We start from the raw sequence: 14,969 nt of genomic DNA, 5'->3' as shown, positions 1-14,969 counted from the left end.
ACAGTAAAGAAGCGTCGCGGAGCCTGGAGGGTTTAGCGGAGTTCCAGCACCAGTTCCTTGACGACGGCGCCGCGGGCGTTGGCGAATCCCTGGACCTCGCCAATGTGCTCGAAGCCGTAGCGTTCGAGGATCTTGATGGAATTGACGTTGTCCACCACGGCGCGGGCACGGATGGGTCGGTCGGTGAACTCTTCGAGGAACAGCCCCACGGCCGCCGTCGTAATGCCCTGACCCCACTGGGCCTTATCGATCCAGTAGCTGATCTCGGGGGTTTCGTCGTTACGGTAGGCGAGGATACTGCCTACCACTGCGCCGTCGTTGAGGATGGTGCGCACGGTGATCTGGGGATCGTTGAGGATGTTCTGCCAGTGATGGTTGAACACCCCACGGTCCGCTGGGTTCTTGGCCGTGAAGGCAGCCATGTGGTTGGCGCTGGGATCGAGTTGATGGGTGAAAAACTCGTCCAGGTCGGAGGGTTCAACGGCGCGTAGTGAAGTCACATCGAACTTTCGGTTAGGTGGCGGGTAGAAACAGGGTACTAGGCAATGGACTACGCATTAAGCGCCGACCATGCCATTTTCTCCAGCAGGAGTCGCAGGTCGGAAATGTCGCTACTGCTTTTCCGGCGGGGAGTCGTGTGCGGAGTCGAGTTGATCAGTCCGAAGGCCGCGTGGGCCTTGCGGCGAAGCTGGGCGGGGTCGTCGTCGGGCAGGAGTTTGGCCATGATATCCACCCACACTTCCACATATTGGCGCTGCAGGAACCGCACAGTGTGCTCATCCTCGGGGGTCAGGCTGTTGAGGTCCCGATCCTGCACCCTGATCACATTGGCATTGCGCAATGCGAAATCCACCTGGAACTCGATCAGTCCCCGGAGCGCCGACGCCGGATCAGGGGCGTTCGCTACCACGGCGTTACTGCCACGGAGCAAATCCTCGCTGACCCCGGCCAGGAGCGCCGCGAGGACCGCTGGCTTGTTGCTGAAGTGACGGTACACGGCCGGACCGCTGACGCCGGCGGCGGCGCCGAGGTCCTCGATGGAGACACCGTTGTAGCCTCGATCGGCAAACAGCTGGGCCGCAGCATCCAGGAGCGCAGCGCGCCGGGAGGCCTTCGCCATGCTGCGGCCGGTCATCCGACTCGGAGCAGAAGCTTCCATTGTCGCCCCCATCTCGTGCGGTCTCATGGACCGGTCACCCCATTTTGGTGGACAAGTCGGCTATTAGCTACTAACCTAAACTCAGTTAGTACATACTAACTGAAAGTGCTTCCAAACAGACGGTCCGCTCGTCGACGAGCGACCAGCCAGGGAAAGACCCCTATGCAGACGCTGACATCCCAGGTGGATCCCACCAGCCCCGGCTTCCTCGCGAACGACACTGCGCAGCGGCAACTGGTCACCGAACTGCGTGAGAGGCTCGCTGCGGCTTCTCTCGGGGGCCCGCCGCGGTCGCGTGAGCGGCATGTCGCCCGCGGCAAGCTCCTCCCGCGCGAGCGCATCGATCAACTGCTCGACGACGGTAGCCCTTTCCTGGAAATCGCACCGCTGGCTGCCAACGGCCTGTACGACGACGAATGCCCCGGCGCGGGCGTGATCGCCGGTGTCGGACTGGTTCACGGACGCCAGGTGCTGGTGATTTCCAACGACGCAACCGTGAAGGGCGGCACCTACTACCCCCTCACGGTGAAGAAGCATTTGCGCGCCCAGGAGATTGCGCTGGAAAACAACCTGCCGTGTGTCTACCTGGTGGACTCCGGTGGGGCGTTCCTGCCCAGGCAGGACGAGGTGTTTCCGGATAAGGAGCACTTCGGCCGGATCTTCTTCAACCAGGCCACCATGTCCTCCCGGAAAATCCCCCAGATTGCAGCGGTCATGGGGTCCTGCACCGCAGGCGGAGCCTACGTTCCGGCGATGAGCGACGAGACGGTCATCGTCCGCAATCAGGGCACCATCTTCCTCGGTGGGCCGCCCCTGGTGAAAGCGGCGATCGGCGAGATCGTCACCGCCGAGGAACTGGGCGGGGGAGACGTCCACTCGAAAATTTCGGGGGTCACCGATCACCTGGCGGAGCATGATACCCATGCGCTGGAGATCGTGCGTGACATCATCTCCACCCTGCCCCGGAACTCGCCGGCCTGGGAGATCACGGAGTCCGCCGAACCAACAGTCGACCCTGACGAGGTGTACGGGGCCGTCCCCACCGACGTCAACGCTTCCTACGACGCCCGCGAAGTAATCGCCCGGCTCGTCGATGGCAGCCTGTTCCACGAATTCAAAAAGGAGTACGGCACGACCCTGGTCACCGGCTTCGCCACCCTGCACGGCCACCAGGTGGGCATCGTCGCCAACAACGGTGTGCTGTTCAGCGAGTCGGCCCTCAAGGGAGCCCACTTCATCGAACTCTGCGACCAGCGCGGGATTCCGCTGATCTTCCTGCAAAACCTGTCGGGCTTCATGGTCGGCCGCGACTACGAGGCGGGTGGAATCGCCAAGAACGGCGCCAAAATGGTCACCGCCGTCGCCACCTGCCGGGTCCCCAAACTGACCGTCGTCGTCGGCGGCTCCTTCGGGGCCGGTAACTACTCGATGTGCGGGCGGGCCTATTCGCCGCGGTTCCTGTGGATGTGGCCGGCCAGCCGGATTTCGGTGATGGGCGGCAATCAGGCCTCATCGGTGTTGGGTACCGTCAAGCGGGACCAGCTTGAGGGACGCGGCGAGCAGTGGAGCGCTCAGGACGAAGAGGCGTTCAAGGCCCCGATCCGTGACCAGTACGAGGCGCAGGGCAGCCCCTACTATTCAACGGCCCGCCTCTGGGATGACGGCATTATTGACCCCGCGGATACCCGCACGGTGCTCGGCCTCGCATTGGACATCTGTGCCAACGCGCCGGTCCGGGACACCTCCTTCGGCCTTTTCCGGATGTGAGCGAGATGTTACCCATCGAACCTGATACCGATTGCGCCCTGTTCGACACCGTCCTCGTGGCCAACCGCGGCGAAATCGCGTGCCGGGTGATCCGTTCCCTCCGTACGCTGGGCATCCGGTCGGTCGCCGTCTACAGCGACGCCGACGCCGGTGCCCTCCATGTGCGGGAAGCCGACGTAGCGGTGCGGATCGGGCCAGCGTCACCAGCGCTCAGCTACCTGTCCATCGACGCCATCCTCGACGCCTGCCGGCGCACCGGCGCCCAGGCGGTCCATCCCGGATACGGATTCCTCAGTGAGAATCAGGCCTTCGCGCAGGCGCTGAGCGACGCCGGAATAGCCTTCATCGGTCCCTCGGTGCACGCCCTGAACGTCATGGGCGACAAGATCCGGTCCAAGAACCATGTGATGGACTACGGGGTGCCGGTGGTGCCTGGTATTGCCCAGCCGGGGCTGACCGATCAGCAGCTACTGGAGGCTGCGGCCGACGTCGGGTTCCCCTTGCTGATCAAGCCCTCGGCCGGCGGTGGCGGCAAGGGGATGCACGTGGTCGAACGCCCGGAGGACCTCGCCGGGACCCTGCCGACCGCGCGCCGGGTCGCCGCGTCGGCGTTTGGGGACGACACCTTGTTCCTGGAACGCCTGATCCTCACGCCGCGACATATCGAAGTCCAGGTCCTGGCCGACAACCACGGCAACGTCATTCACCTGGGGGAGCGGGAGTGCTCGCTGCAGCGCCGGCACCAGAAGGTCATTGAGGAGGCCCCTTCGCCCCTGTTGGATGAGGCAACCCGGGCCCGCATCGGCGAAGCCGCCTGCAACGCTGCCCGCAGCGTCGACTACAGCGGAGCGGGAACCGTCGAGTTCCTCGTGTCAGCCGACGCGCCCGATGAGTTCTTCTTCATGGAGATGAACACCCGGCTCCAGGTGGAGCACCCTGTCACCGAGCTGGTCACCGGCATCGACCTGGTGCAGTGGCAGGTGCGTATCGCGGCAGGCGAGAAGCTCACCGTGTCCCAGGACGACGTCGTGCTCACCGGGCACGCGGTTGAGGCGCGCGTTTACGCCGAGGATCCGGAGGCGGGGTTCCTGCCCTCCACCGGTACAGTAGTCCACCTCGTGGAACCAGTCGGCGAGGGAATCCGGGTAGACAGCTCCCTGCTCGGCGGACTCGACATCTCGGCCAGCTACGATCCGATGCTCGCCAAGGTGGTCGCGTGGGGTCGGCACCGCACCGAGGCCCTCGACCGGTTGGACCAGGCGCTCGCCGACACCGTCGTGTTGGGCATCAGCACCAACATCGAGTACCTCAAGCTGCTGATCAACGACGACGACGTCCGCGCCGGCCGTCTCGACACCACCATGATCGAACGCAAATTGCCGGGATTGGCGTTCCGCCGTATTTCCGACGAGGAAGTGTCGATCCTTGCAGCCGTCGGGGCGGGGACACCGGACGCCACCACCGCCGGCTCGCCCTGGGCGCGTCGGGACGGGTGGCGGATTGGCGCGCACCGACCCCGCACGCTGCATCTCGCCGTCACACCGGACGATGTGCGGGAGGTGCTGGTGCAGCCGACAGCGACAGGGTACGGCGTTCGGATCGGCGACGGGTTGTCCCGGTCGGTGACCCATGATCGGGCACAGGGCATCGTCACGGTGGATGGCATCCGCCGTCGGGCTGCCGTCGAACAGGACGGGGCTACCCTCTGGTATTCCGACGCCGGGTGGTCGACGTCGGTCCGGATTCTTGAACGTGCCGAGCGCCTCGAAACCCAGCTGTCGCAGATCGCCCGGGCCGACGGGACCGCCGACCCCGAGGTGCGCTCCACAATGCCAGGAACCGTCACCTCGGTGTCAGTGGCCGACGGCGACACGGTCGTCGCGGGACAGCCGATCCTCAGCGTCGAGGCCATGAAGATGGAACACCAGTTGACGGCCTCCGTCGCCGGCACGGTGGCCATCCACCTCAAAGCCGGTGATCTGGTCAAAGCCAACCAGGTCGTCGCACGAATTCACGCCACAGAAACCCTGCCCGCCGCCGCAGGACACACCCCAAGGAAAGAAGAAGCGTAAGTCATGAACTTTGAACTTAGCGAGGAATACCAGGACCTGGTAGCCACCGTCCGCGATTTCGCCGACGAGGTTGTTGCGCCAGTATCAGCCAAGCATGACGAGGAGCACAGCTTCCCGTACGCCGTCGTGGACCAGATGGCCGACATGGGCCTGTTCGGGCTGCCCTTCCCCGAGGAATACGGCGGCATGGGTGGCGACTACTTCGCCCTCTGCCTCGCCCTGGAACAGTTGGCCAGGGTCGACCAGTCGGTGGCTATTACCCTCGAGGCCGGCGTGTCACTCGGCGCGATGCCGGTCTACCGGTTCGGTACCGAGGAGCAGAAGCAAGAATGGCTTCCGCTGCTGGCCAGCGGCAAGGCACTCGGCGGCTTTGGTCTGACCGAGTCGGAGGCCGGTTCGGATGCGTCGGGCACCAAGACGACGGCGAAACTCGTTGACGGTGAATGGGTCATCAACGGCACCAAGGAGTTCATCACCAACTCCGGCACCGACATCACCCGTCTGGTCACCGTCACCGCGGTCACCGACACCATCACACGTGACGACGGGTCGGTGAAAAAGGAAATTTCAACCATCCTGGTGCCGTCCAACACGTCGGGCTTCACAGCCGAGAAGGCCTACAACAAGGTGGGGTGGAACGCCTCGGACACCCACCCGCTCACGCTCACCGATGTCCGCGTTCCCGAAGCCAATCTGTTGGGTACCCGCGGCCGCGGCTACGCCAACTTCCTGCAGATCCTCGACGAAGGCCGCATCGCCATCGCCGCGCTGGCCACCGGTGCCGCCCAGGGCTGTGTCGAAGAGTCGATCAAGTACGCCAAGGAACGGCAGGCGTTCGGCACCAACATCGGGTCGTTCCAGTCGATCCAGTTCAAGATCGCGCGGATGGAGGCTCGGGCGCACACCGCGCGGCTGGCGTACTACGACGCCGCATCCCGCATGCTCGCTGGTAAGCCGTTCAAGACGCAGGCTTCCATCGCTAAGCTGGTGGCGGGCGAAGCTGCAATGGATAACGCCCGTGACGCCACCCAGATCTTCGGCGGCTACGGCTTCATCAACGAGTTCACCGTCTCACGTCACTACCGCGACTCGAAGATTCTCGAAGTGGGCGAGGGAACCACCGAGGTTCAGCTGATGCTGATCGCCCGGGAACTCGGGCTGTAGCAGCCCGTCAAACGCCAGTAGTGAAGGAGTTACAGTGATCGACAAAGTTGTTGCGACGGCCGCCGAGGCAGTGTCCGATATCCCCGATGGTGCGTCCCTGGCCGTCGGCGGGTTTGGGCTGTGCGGAATCCCGGTGGCCCTGATCGACGCGCTGCACCAGCAGGGCACCACCGACCTCGAAACCATCAGCAACAACTGCGGTGTCGACGACTGGGGACTGGGTGTCCTGCTGTTCGACGGCCGCATCCGCCGCACCATCAGCTCTTATGTGGGTGAGAACAAGGAATTCGCGCGTCAATATTTGTCGGGCGAACTCGAGGTGGAGTTGACGCCGCAGGGCACCCTCGCCGAACGGCTGCGCGCCGGTGGCGCCGGTATCCCCGCGTTCTACACGCCGGCCGGGGTCGGCACCCAGGTGAGCGAGGGAGGTTTGCCGCAGAAGTACGATGACGCCGGCAACGTGACCGTCGCATCGGCACCGAAAGAGGTACGCAGCTTCGGCGGGCAGGACTATGTGCTGGAAGAGTCCGTCAACCCCGACTTCGCGTTGGTTCATGCCTGGAAGGGCGACCGGCACGGCAACCTCGTCTTCCATGCCACCGCTATGAACTTCAACCCGCTCTGCGCGCAGGCGGGAAGGATCACTATCGCTGAGGTTGAAGAGCTGGTCGAGCCGGGGGAGCTCGATCCCGAGCACGTCCACATTCCGGGGATCTTCGTTCAGCGCGTGGTTCTCACGCCGGATCCGGAGAAACGGATCGAGAAGCGGACCGTGGCGCTCGCCGCCGATCGGGCGCAGCCGTCCGGGCTGACGCCGGCCACCGAGCAGCCGTTGTTCTCCGAAGCATCTGATATCTCCAACCCGGCGAAGGCGGTCTGACCATGGCACTGACACGTAACGAGCTCGCAGCCCGGGTCGCCCAGGAACTGGACAACGGACAGTACGTCAATTTGGGTATCGGCATGCCAACGCTGATTCCCAACTACATCCCCGAGGGTGTCGAGGTGGTACTGCATTCGGAGAACGGGATTCTCGGCGTCGGACCCTATCCCACCGAGGATCAGCTGGATCCGGACCTGATCAATGCAGGAAAGGAGACGGTGACTGTCAATCCCGGGGCGGCGTTCTTCGACTCGGCGGCCTCCTTCGGCATGATCCGCGGTGGCCACGTCGATGTGGCGGTTCTGGGCGCAATGGAAGTTGCCGAGAATGGCGATCTCGCCAACTGGATGATTCCCGGCAAGATGGTCAAGGGTATGGGCGGTGCCATGGACCTGGTGTTTGGCGCCAAGCGGGTCATCGTGATGATGGAGCATGTTGATCGCAGCGGCAAGCCGAAGATCGTTGGATCCTGCTCGCTGCCACTGACGGGCAAGGGGTGCGTCAACCGGATCATCACCGATCTCGCGGTGATCGACGTCGACCCCCATCGCGACGGCGGCACTCTGGTGTTGCGCGAAACGGCGCCCGGCGTGAGCGTCGACGAGGTTATTGCCGCCACCGGCGCCCACCTGGAGGTTGACCTCCATGCCTGAGCCGTCGTCGGGATCGACGTCAGCATCGTCGTCGGGATCGGATTGGACCGTCGTCGAGCAACGGGGGCTGTACTTCGATGAGCTCGATACCGGGGTGATCTATTCGCACAAGCCAGGGCGCACCCTGACCGAGGCGGACAACGTCCTGTTCACCACCATGACCATGAACACCCAGGCGCTGCACCTCGATGCTGCGTGGAGCGAATCACAGCCGTTCGGGCAGCGGCTGATGAACTCGATGCTGACGTTGGCGACCGTCGTCGGGCAGTCAGTCCCGCAGCTCACGCAGGGGACCATCGTGGCGCAGTTGGGCATGACCAACGTGCGATTTCCGCACCCGTTGTTCAATGGCGACACCCTGTACACGGAGACCGTGGTGACTGAGAAGCGGCTGTCGGCGTCGCGTCCCGGCCAGGGAATCGTCACGATGGATCACACCGGCCGCAATCAGGACGGGACGGTTGTCGCCACGCTGACCCGGAGCGTGTTGATGTGGACCAAGGAAGGGCACCAAAATTCATGAGTACTTTCACCATGGGCCCGGCGGTGTTGTTTTGCCCGGCAGATCGGCCTGAGCGGTTCGGTAAGGCGGCCGAACGTGCGGATGCGGTCATTCTCGATCTTGAGGATGCTGTGGCGCCAGCGGCCAAGATGGCGGCCCGTGACGCTGTTGCTGCCAGCCGACTCGACCCGTCGCGAACCATCGTGAGAATCAACCCTGCGTCGACGGCCGACTTCGCGCTCGACGTCGAGATGCTCAAGCACTCGGCGTACCGCACGGTGATGCTGGCGAAGACCGAATCAGCGGCTGACCTATGGGGGTTGAACCGGTTCGCGGTCGTTGCGCTGTGTGAGACTGCGAGAGGAATTCTCAACGCGCCGGCGATCGCCGCCGAACCCAACGTCGTGGCTTTGATGTGGGGTGCGGAGGACCTGGTGGCTTCGTTGGGCGGATCCTCGAGCCGTACCGACGACGGGTCGTACCGCCAGGTGGCATCGCACGCACGATCGCAGGTGTTGCTGTCGGCGGCGGCCGCTGGCAAGGCGGCGATGGATTCGGTGTATATCAATATCGCTGATCTTGACGGGTTGGCTGCTGAATCGCGAGACGCTGTGGCGTCCGGCTTCGGCTCGAAGGCGTGTATCCATCCGAGCCAGGCGACGGTGATCCGGGCGGCGTATCGACCAACTGCGGAGGAGGTCGACTACGCTCGAGCGATTCTGGCTGAGGCTGCCCGAAGTGGTGGCGTGTTCCAGTTACGGGGGCGGATGATCGACGGCCCGATTCTCCGTCACGCAGAGCAGACCCTGGCGAGGGCCGACAAAGGCTAGGAAGTAGCCGGCGGAAGCCGGAAAGCGTCGCATCGCTTTCGCGCCCGGTGCTTCGCCGTCCAGCCACTGCGGCATCCGCAGACCTAGAACGGCGGTGGGTCGTCTCGGGGTAGTTGATTCGGTGACTGTTCCGCAGTCTGTTTGTGACTCGATCGTGGTGGGGCCAGGTCGACGGCCGGTCTGGTGGTGTATTTTCCACCGGACGGTGAGGTCCAGTCGAGCCAGCCGGTACGGTCTTGAACCACGTTCCATCGGGTGAGGGTTTTGAACCGGTGATGCTTTCGACAGAGGTGTGCAAGGTTGGCGTGGTGAGTGTCGTGTACCTTCGCCCAGGGGATGAGATGGTCGATCTCAGAATTTGCCGCCGACCGTCGACAACCGGGAAACCGGCAGGTCTCGTCACGGACCCGGAGCCATCGGCGGACCATCGGTGAAGGTAATCGTCGTTTACGGCCGATAGCCAGCAGGTTGCCGTGGTCGTCGGTGAGTAGTGGGGTGAAAGTCCCGGCCACGGCCGCGATGCCGCGAGCCACGTCGGGGCTGAGCGGTCCGTACCCTTCGAGGGTGCCGTTATGGTCGGTGAGCCCGGCGAGGGTGGCCGCGTCAATGGTGACCAGAACCTCCGGGCCGGTGAACCGTTGCCGGGACGGTTGGGGTGGGCTACCGGTTTCACCTGTCGGTTCGCCAGCAGACCTGGCGCCAGACTTTTCACCCGGTTCGACCGCAGACTCTTCACCGGGCTCGACCGATGACTCAGCGCCGGATCCGCCTGCAGACTTGGCACCGGACTCACCAATAGATTCCCCGGCTTCTACGGCTGATCCTTCTACACTGGGTCGAGCCGTGGGGGCTCCTTCTGCTGGGTGAGCCAGGCTGCCGGGCAGCGCGGAGCGGCCCGTGAGGAGATCGCTGAAGATGTCTGCGCGGAGTTGGGTGAGGGTGCGCGGTTGGTCGGGTCCCTGGCATTGTTGGGCAAGGGCAGTCAACATGTTGTGGATTCCGATTCCAATTTCTGCGGCCAGATGTGCGGAGATCCAGCACATGCCGTCCTGATCAGGCTGATGCGCTCTGGTCATTTCCGGGGCTCTTTCCAGCAGTGCTGCCTCAAACGACACGCGGGCGGTTGAGGGGAGGAGCGTTGCTTCCTCAACGATGGTCAGCGCCTGCGGGTAATTGATCTTCCCCCAGGTCAGGGCTTCGAGGGTGGCCGGGAAGTCCCTGCATAAGATAATGCTGTCCTGAAGGAGACCTAGCGCCGTGCGATCCGGTAACCTCAGAGCGCACGCTATCTCGGCGGCGGCCAGACTCTCGGTCATCGACTCGGCTAGTTTGGCCGCCGCCGCCGGGTCAACCCAACCATCGAGACCTTGAGTGTTCCGAGCTTCATCACGTACCTGCGCTTCGACCACCGTAATGACCTTCGCCCTCATCGCCTGGGCCCACCCGATGAGTGATTCCAGAACTGTCAGCGTCTCAATGGCCCGTTCCGGTGTCAGCTCATCCTCCCGGAACAGGCAAATACTGCCGCTTACCCCCGGCCGGACGTCACTTATTGTGCGCTCTCCGCTACTGCTGGGCGGGGTGGTGTCCTGTCCGAGCTTCATCTGGTCAGCGGTCTCAACGGCCATAACTAATTATATTCGAATATGTGTACTAAAATCAGTACTCCAAAAAATTGCCCGAGGGAATTTGATGGACCCCTTCAGCCGTTACCCCTGTATGAGAACAGTAATAGCAGGAGCCCACGGAAAAATTGCCCGCGAACTCACCCGCCAGCTTGTTCACCAGGGTCACGAGGTTGTCGGTCTTATTCGCAACCCTGAGCACAACAAAGACATCGAGAACGACGGCGGCACCCCAGCGGTCGTTGACCTTGAATCAAGTTCGGCCGACGATCTTGCCACGGTGCTGGCCGGAGCCGACGCCGTCGTCTTCGCAGCAGGTGCCGGGGCAGGGAGCAGCGCAGAGCGCAAAGACACGGTCGACCGCGGTGCGTCGGTGCTGCTGGCGGACGCGGCCGAAATAGCTGGCGTGAAACGGTTTGTGCAGATCTCGTCAATGGGAGCCGACACGGTCCGCAACGGCCAGCGTCCCGACGACCTCGACGACACCTTCTACTCCTACCTCCAGGCGAAGCTCGCCGCCGAAGAAGACCTGGCAGCGCGGTCCTCCTTTAGCTGGACCATCGTTCGACCGGGTGGATTGACCGACGACCCCGCCACCGGACGGGTGCGCCTCACCTCGAAGACCGGCCAGGGATCGGTGCCTCGGAAGGACGTGGCAGCAGTGATCGCCGCACTGCTCGAAACAAAGCTGGGGGACCGGCAGATCCTCGAGTTGATTTCGGGCGAGGAAGCCATCCCCGACGCACTTGCCTCGATCAGCCGCTAAGCGGTCTACCCCGCAAGATCCGCGAGATCACAGAAACGGCCCTTGGGCTCCGATGCTGCCAATCCAACCGGCGGACGTGGGCCTGGGGGCCGTTTTTTTGCGTAGACGAACCTGCCGGTGCGCGATACTTGAACCATGATATTCACCGCGCCTGACACAGGACGCCGCCGGGTCGTCATCCTCGGATCGACCGGCTCGATCGGCACCCAGGCCATCGACGTCATCCGCCAGGCGCCGGACAGGTTTGCCGTCGCGGCCGTCGCGGCCGGCGGTGGAAACCTCGCGTTGCTGGCGGAACAGGCCGTCGCGACCAACGCCCAGGCAGTCGCCTCAGCAACCGGCACCGAAGCAGAACTCAGCGCCGCCATCCGCGCGGCAGCCGCCGGGACAGCGTCAGGCAAGAACTATTCGCCGACACTGTTTACCGGTCCGGACGCCTCGGCCCACCTCGCCGCCTGGCCTGACGCCGACGTCGTTCTCAATGCCATCACGGGATCGATCGGACTCGCCCCGACCCTTGCGGCGCTCAAAGCCGGACATATGCTCGCCCTTGCGAACAAGGAATCCCTCATTGTGGGTGGCCAGCTGGTTCAGGACGAAGCAGCCGAGGGCCAGATTGTCCCAGTGGATTCCGAACACTCAGCGATCGCCCAGTGCCTCCGCTCCGGCGCCGCGGGCGAGGTGGACCGGCTGATCCTCACCGCATCGGGCGGCCCCTTCCGCGGCAAAGCGAAGAAAGACCTCGAAGACGTCACCCCGCAGCAGGCCCTGGCACACCCCACCTGGGACATGGGCAAAATGGTTACCACCAATTCCGCGACCATGGTCAATAAGGCGCTCGAGGTCATCGAGGCGCACCTGCTCTTCGGCATCCCACTGGAGCGGATCGACGTCGTCGTCCACCCCCAGTCGATCATCCACTCGATGGTGCAGTTCACCGACGGGTCCACCATCGCCCAGGCGTCGCCACCCGACATGCGCCTGCCCATCGCCCTCGGCATCGGGTGGCCGCACCGCGTTCCTGGAGCGGCGACCCCCTGCGACTGGACGACGGCGGCCACCTGGACGTTCGAGCCCCTCGACGAGGAGGCGTTCCCCGCCGTCCGGCTCGCCAAAGCGGCAGCGGCCCGCGGCGGAACGGCGATGGCCGTTTACAACGCCGCCAACGAAGAAGCGGTTGAAGCTTTTCACGGCGGAGCGATAGGTTTCACTGACATTGTGGATACGGTAGAGGCCGTCACCGCTGAGCACGACAGCAGCGGGCCGCTCACTGTCAGCACGGTGCTCGACGCCGAGAAACGGGCACGCACACTGGCCCGGATTCGTTGTGGTGTGCAGGATCAGTTCAGCTAAGCCAAAGGAAACGCGTTGTCCATTCTGCTCTTCGTTCTGGGAGTGCTCTTCGTTGCAATAGGTATTGCCGCGTCCATCGCTCTCCACGAAGTGGGGCACCTTGTCCCCGCCAAGCTCTTCAAGGTCCGCGTGACCCAGTACATGATTGGGTTTGGGCCCACCCTCTTCTCGCGCCGCCGCGGCGACACCGAATACGGATTCAAGGCCATTCCCCTCGGCGGCTACGTCTCCATGGTCGGAATGTTCCCGCCAGCGAAGGACAACGACGGTGACAGCACCGGGACAGCAGTCCGCCCCTCCAGCACCGGGATGTTCCAGCAACTGACCACCGACGCGCGACAGGCCGCCGCCGAGCAGCTCCGCCCAGGCGACGAAAACCGGGTCTTCTACAAGCTGCCCATCTGGAAGCGCATCGTCATCATGCTCGGCGGGCCGGTGATGAACCTGCTCATCGGCGTCATCATGTTCGCCATCCTGATCATGGGTTTCGGCTCGCCGCAGGCGACCACCACGGTTTCCGAGGTCTACGAATGTGTGGTGCCAGCCAGCCAGCAGGCATCGACGGGGCAGACTGCCTGCTCCGACGAGGATCCCCCCGCCCCAGCCTTCGACGCCGGACTGCAGCCAGGCGACCAGGTGGTGAGCTACGACGGTCAGGAAGTCACCGACTGGACCCAGCTGTCCGCCTGGATCAGGGACACGGCAGGCGAAGAAACCGACATTAGTTACGTGCGCGACGGCGACACCGTCAACGCCACCATTACGCCGCTGCTGACGGAACGCCCCGTTCCCGACATTGACGGGCGGCCCAAGCTTGACGACGACGGCAGCCCGGTCCTCGAAGCCGTCGGGTTTATCGGCGTCGGCTCCCAACAGGAACTCGTTCCCGGCCCGGCAAGCGACGTGTTGCCTGCGGTGGGTGAAAACGTTGTGGCAGTGACCGGCGTGGTAATCAATCTGCCGCAGCGGGTCGTCGAAGTGGGGCAAGCCGCGTTCTCCGATGCGCCGCGGGATCCCGAAGGGCCGATCAGCGTGGTCGGCGTCGGCCGGATTGCCGGGGAGGTGTCCGCCATGGACGAAATCCCCATCGAATCCCGGGTGGCGACCCTGGTGGGCCTGGTGGGTGGCGTCAATATCGCCTTGTTTGTCTTCAACCTCATCCCGTTACTGCCCCTCGACGGCGGACACATCGCGGGTGCGCTGTGGGAAGGAATCCGCAGGACCTCCGCACGGCTGTTCAAGCGCCCCGATCCCGGCCCTTTCGACATGGCCAGGCTTCTCCCGCTCACCTATGTGGTCGCTGTCCTGCTCATGGGAATGGGTGCCCTGCTGATTTACGCGGACATCGTGAAGCCGGTCAATCTGTTCGGCTAGCTTCCACCCAACGAGCCGAACCGCTGCCGAACCGCGCGAACTAGTGGTCTAGGCGCAGGATCGCTGTTGGCCGACCACTTCCCTGCAGCTAGCCCACTTTTCTGGCGTCGGTGGGATGCACAGTCGGGCGTCGGATTAAAGGTTGTAAATCGAATTGAGCGCCAAATAGGTTGTTATTACTTTTGCAACCCTTTAGGGTGAAGCTATGTTTGTCATGACCATCGACCAAAAGGGCAGCTCCCATGCCAATGACGGCGTCCCCGGGCTCCTCGACCTGCTGCGGCACGTGCCAACGGTCGTCCCCTTCGATCGGTCGGTGGGCGACGAAGCTCAAGGGGTCCTTGACTCGCCAGAGGCGGTGGTCGACGTCGCACTCCTCTGCCTTCGAGTGGGCGGCTGGTATGTCGGAATCGGCGTTGGGGGCGTGGACCTGCCCCTGCCATCGAGCGCGCGTGAGGGGAGAGGCTCCGCCTTCGTCGCCGCCCGTTCCGCAGTCGAACAAGCAAAGAAGGCTGGCGACCGCGCGGCCGTCGCAGTTGATGGTGGACTGGGGACCGCCGAAGCCGAGGGCGTGTTGATGCTGATCGGGCTGCACGTCATGAAACGGACCGCCGCGGAATGGCGTGTCCTCGATCTGCTGGAACCAGGCAAATGGGGGAGTCAGACTGCTGTGGCGCGCCAGCTCGGCATCACCTCCCAGGCTGTCAGCAAGGCGGTTAGCCGGTCGGCGTGGGTCGAGGAATGGGCCGCCCGTCCCGCTGCGGCGGTGCTGTTGCAGCGGGCCGACGTCGCTTCGCGTGGGTAAGGTCGTTTCCCGGGGG

General features: G+C 64.0%; 14 protein-coding genes. 11 read left to right on the top strand and 3 right to left on the bottom strand.

All coding sequences use genetic code 11. From position 1 onward, the window contains the following. Nucleotides 1-32: 32 nt before the first annotated feature. Both ACX80G_RS12690 and ACX80G_RS12685 read right to left on the bottom strand, forming a co-directional pair. The gene (locus tag ACX80G_RS12690) at nt 33-500 is read right to left on the bottom strand and encodes a GNAT family N-acetyltransferase (protein ID WP_459308006.1); all 468 of its coding nucleotides are present in this window, start codon (nt 498-500) and stop codon (nt 33-35) included. Between the two features lie 50 nt (nt 501-550). Then, the gene (locus ACX80G_RS12685; protein WP_459308005.1) at nt 551-1,159 is read right to left on the bottom strand and encodes a TetR/AcrR family transcriptional regulator; all 609 of its coding nucleotides are present in this window, start codon (nt 1,157-1,159) and stop codon (nt 551-553) included. 162 nt (nt 1,160-1,321) lie between these two features. Between ACX80G_RS12685 and ACX80G_RS12680 the strand changes: the two genes are divergently transcribed. Genes ACX80G_RS12680 through ACX80G_RS12650 form a run of 7 tightly spaced genes read left to right on the top strand, consistent with a single transcriptional unit; the run spans nt 1,322 to nt 9,030 of the window. Then, the gene (locus ACX80G_RS12680) at nt 1,322-2,926 is read left to right on the top strand and encodes a carboxyl transferase domain-containing protein (protein WP_459308004.1); all 1,605 of its coding nucleotides are present in this window, start codon (nt 1,322-1,324) and stop codon (nt 2,924-2,926) included. 5 nt (nt 2,927-2,931) lie between these two features. After that, the gene (locus ACX80G_RS12675) at nt 2,932-4,998 is read left to right on the top strand and encodes an acetyl/propionyl/methylcrotonyl-CoA carboxylase subunit alpha (RefSeq protein ID WP_459308048.1); all 2,067 of its coding nucleotides are present in this window, start codon (nt 2,932-2,934) and stop codon (nt 4,996-4,998) included. Between the two features lie 3 nt (nt 4,999-5,001). Further along, nucleotides 5,002-6,162 (top strand): acyl-CoA dehydrogenase family protein, encoded by a 1,161-nt coding sequence (locus ACX80G_RS12670; protein WP_459308003.1) that lies wholly within the window; start codon nt 5,002-5,004, stop codon nt 6,160-6,162. A 34-nt stretch (nt 6,163-6,196) separates the two neighbouring features. Then, nucleotides 6,197-7,042 (top strand): CoA transferase subunit A, encoded by an 846-nt coding sequence (locus tag ACX80G_RS12665; RefSeq protein ID WP_459308002.1) that lies wholly within the window; start codon nt 6,197-6,199, stop codon nt 7,040-7,042. Nucleotides 7,043-7,044: 2 nt separating this feature from the next. Next, complete coding sequence (locus tag ACX80G_RS12660; RefSeq protein WP_459308001.1) at nt 7,045-7,698, top strand: CoA transferase subunit B; 654 nt, start codon at nt 7,045-7,047, stop codon at nt 7,696-7,698. Next, nucleotides 7,691-8,221: a MaoC family dehydratase gene (locus tag ACX80G_RS12655; protein ID WP_459308000.1), complete on the top strand. Its 531-nt coding sequence runs from the start codon at nt 7,691-7,693 to the stop codon at nt 8,219-8,221. The genes ACX80G_RS12660 and ACX80G_RS12655 overlap by 8 nt, the downstream gene beginning before the upstream one ends. After that, complete coding sequence (locus ACX80G_RS12650) at nt 8,218-9,030, top strand: HpcH/HpaI aldolase/citrate lyase family protein (RefSeq protein WP_459307999.1); 813 nt, start codon at nt 8,218-8,220, stop codon at nt 9,028-9,030. The genes ACX80G_RS12655 and ACX80G_RS12650 overlap by 4 nt, the downstream gene beginning before the upstream one ends. A gap of 83 nt (nt 9,031-9,113) precedes the next feature. Here ACX80G_RS12650 and ACX80G_RS12645 read toward each other — a convergent pair whose 3' ends face one another. After that, complete coding sequence (locus tag ACX80G_RS12645) at nt 9,114-10,658, bottom strand: HNH endonuclease signature motif containing protein (RefSeq protein WP_459307998.1); 1,545 nt, start codon at nt 10,656-10,658, stop codon at nt 9,114-9,116. Between the two features lie 91 nt (nt 10,659-10,749). On the opposite strand from ACX80G_RS12645, the gene ACX80G_RS12640 reads away from it, so the two are divergent. The 4 genes from ACX80G_RS12640 (at nt 10,750) to ACX80G_RS12625 (ending at nt 14,953) form a co-directional block, all read left to right on the top strand. Continuing rightward, nucleotides 10,750-11,421 carry an SDR family oxidoreductase gene (locus tag ACX80G_RS12640; RefSeq protein WP_459307997.1) on the top strand — a complete coding sequence of 224 codons (672 nt, stop codon included), beginning with the start codon at nt 10,750-10,752 and terminating at the stop codon, nt 11,419-11,421. A 135-nt stretch (nt 11,422-11,556) separates the two neighbouring features. Continuing rightward, nucleotides 11,557-12,774 carry a 1-deoxy-D-xylulose-5-phosphate reductoisomerase gene (dxr, locus tag ACX80G_RS12635; RefSeq protein WP_459307996.1) on the top strand — a complete coding sequence of 406 codons (1,218 nt, stop codon included), beginning with the start codon at nt 11,557-11,559 and terminating at the stop codon, nt 12,772-12,774. 15 nt (nt 12,775-12,789) lie between these two features. Next, complete coding sequence (locus tag ACX80G_RS12630) at nt 12,790-14,148, top strand: M50 family metallopeptidase (RefSeq protein WP_459307995.1); 1,359 nt, start codon at nt 12,790-12,792, stop codon at nt 14,146-14,148. A gap of 205 nt (nt 14,149-14,353) precedes the next feature. Next, the gene (locus ACX80G_RS12625) at nt 14,354-14,953 is read left to right on the top strand and encodes a MarR family transcriptional regulator (RefSeq protein ID WP_459307994.1); all 600 of its coding nucleotides are present in this window, start codon (nt 14,354-14,356) and stop codon (nt 14,951-14,953) included. The last annotated feature ends 16 nt before the right edge of the window (nt 14,954-14,969 follow it).

It is taken from the genome of Arthrobacter glycogeni, from assembly GCF_054510815.1.
Note: the sequence above shows the minus strand (reverse complement) of the source record. Positions and strands in the feature narration are given on the sequence as shown.

Coding starts and splice junctions, on each gene's coding strand:
- ACX80G_RS12685 (WP_459308005.1), bottom strand. CDS start 1,159: ATGGAAGCTTCTGCTCCGAGTCGGATGACCGGCCGCAGCATGGCGAAG.
- ACX80G_RS12680 (WP_459308004.1), top strand. CDS start 1,322: ATGCAGACGCTGACATCCCAGGTGGATCCCACCAGCCCCGGCTTCCTC.
- ACX80G_RS12675 (WP_459308048.1), top strand. CDS start 2,932: ATGTTACCCATCGAACCTGATACCGATTGCGCCCTGTTCGACACCGTC.
- ACX80G_RS12670 (WP_459308003.1), top strand. CDS start 5,002: ATGAACTTTGAACTTAGCGAGGAATACCAGGACCTGGTAGCCACCGTC.
- ACX80G_RS12660 (WP_459308001.1), top strand. CDS start 7,045: ATGGCACTGACACGTAACGAGCTCGCAGCCCGGGTCGCCCAGGAACTG.
- ACX80G_RS12655 (WP_459308000.1), top strand. CDS start 7,691: ATGCCTGAGCCGTCGTCGGGATCGACGTCAGCATCGTCGTCGGGATCG.
- ACX80G_RS12650 (WP_459307999.1), top strand. CDS start 8,218: ATGAGTACTTTCACCATGGGCCCGGCGGTGTTGTTTTGCCCGGCAGAT.
- ACX80G_RS12645 (WP_459307998.1), bottom strand. CDS start 10,658: ATGGCCGTTGAGACCGCTGACCAGATGAAGCTCGGACAGGACACCACC.
- ACX80G_RS12640 (WP_459307997.1), top strand. CDS start 10,750: ATGAGAACAGTAATAGCAGGAGCCCACGGAAAAATTGCCCGCGAACTC.
- dxr (WP_459307996.1), top strand. CDS start 11,557: ATGATATTCACCGCGCCTGACACAGGACGCCGCCGGGTCGTCATCCTC.
- ACX80G_RS12625 (WP_459307994.1), top strand. CDS start 14,354: ATGTTTGTCATGACCATCGACCAAAAGGGCAGCTCCCATGCCAATGAC.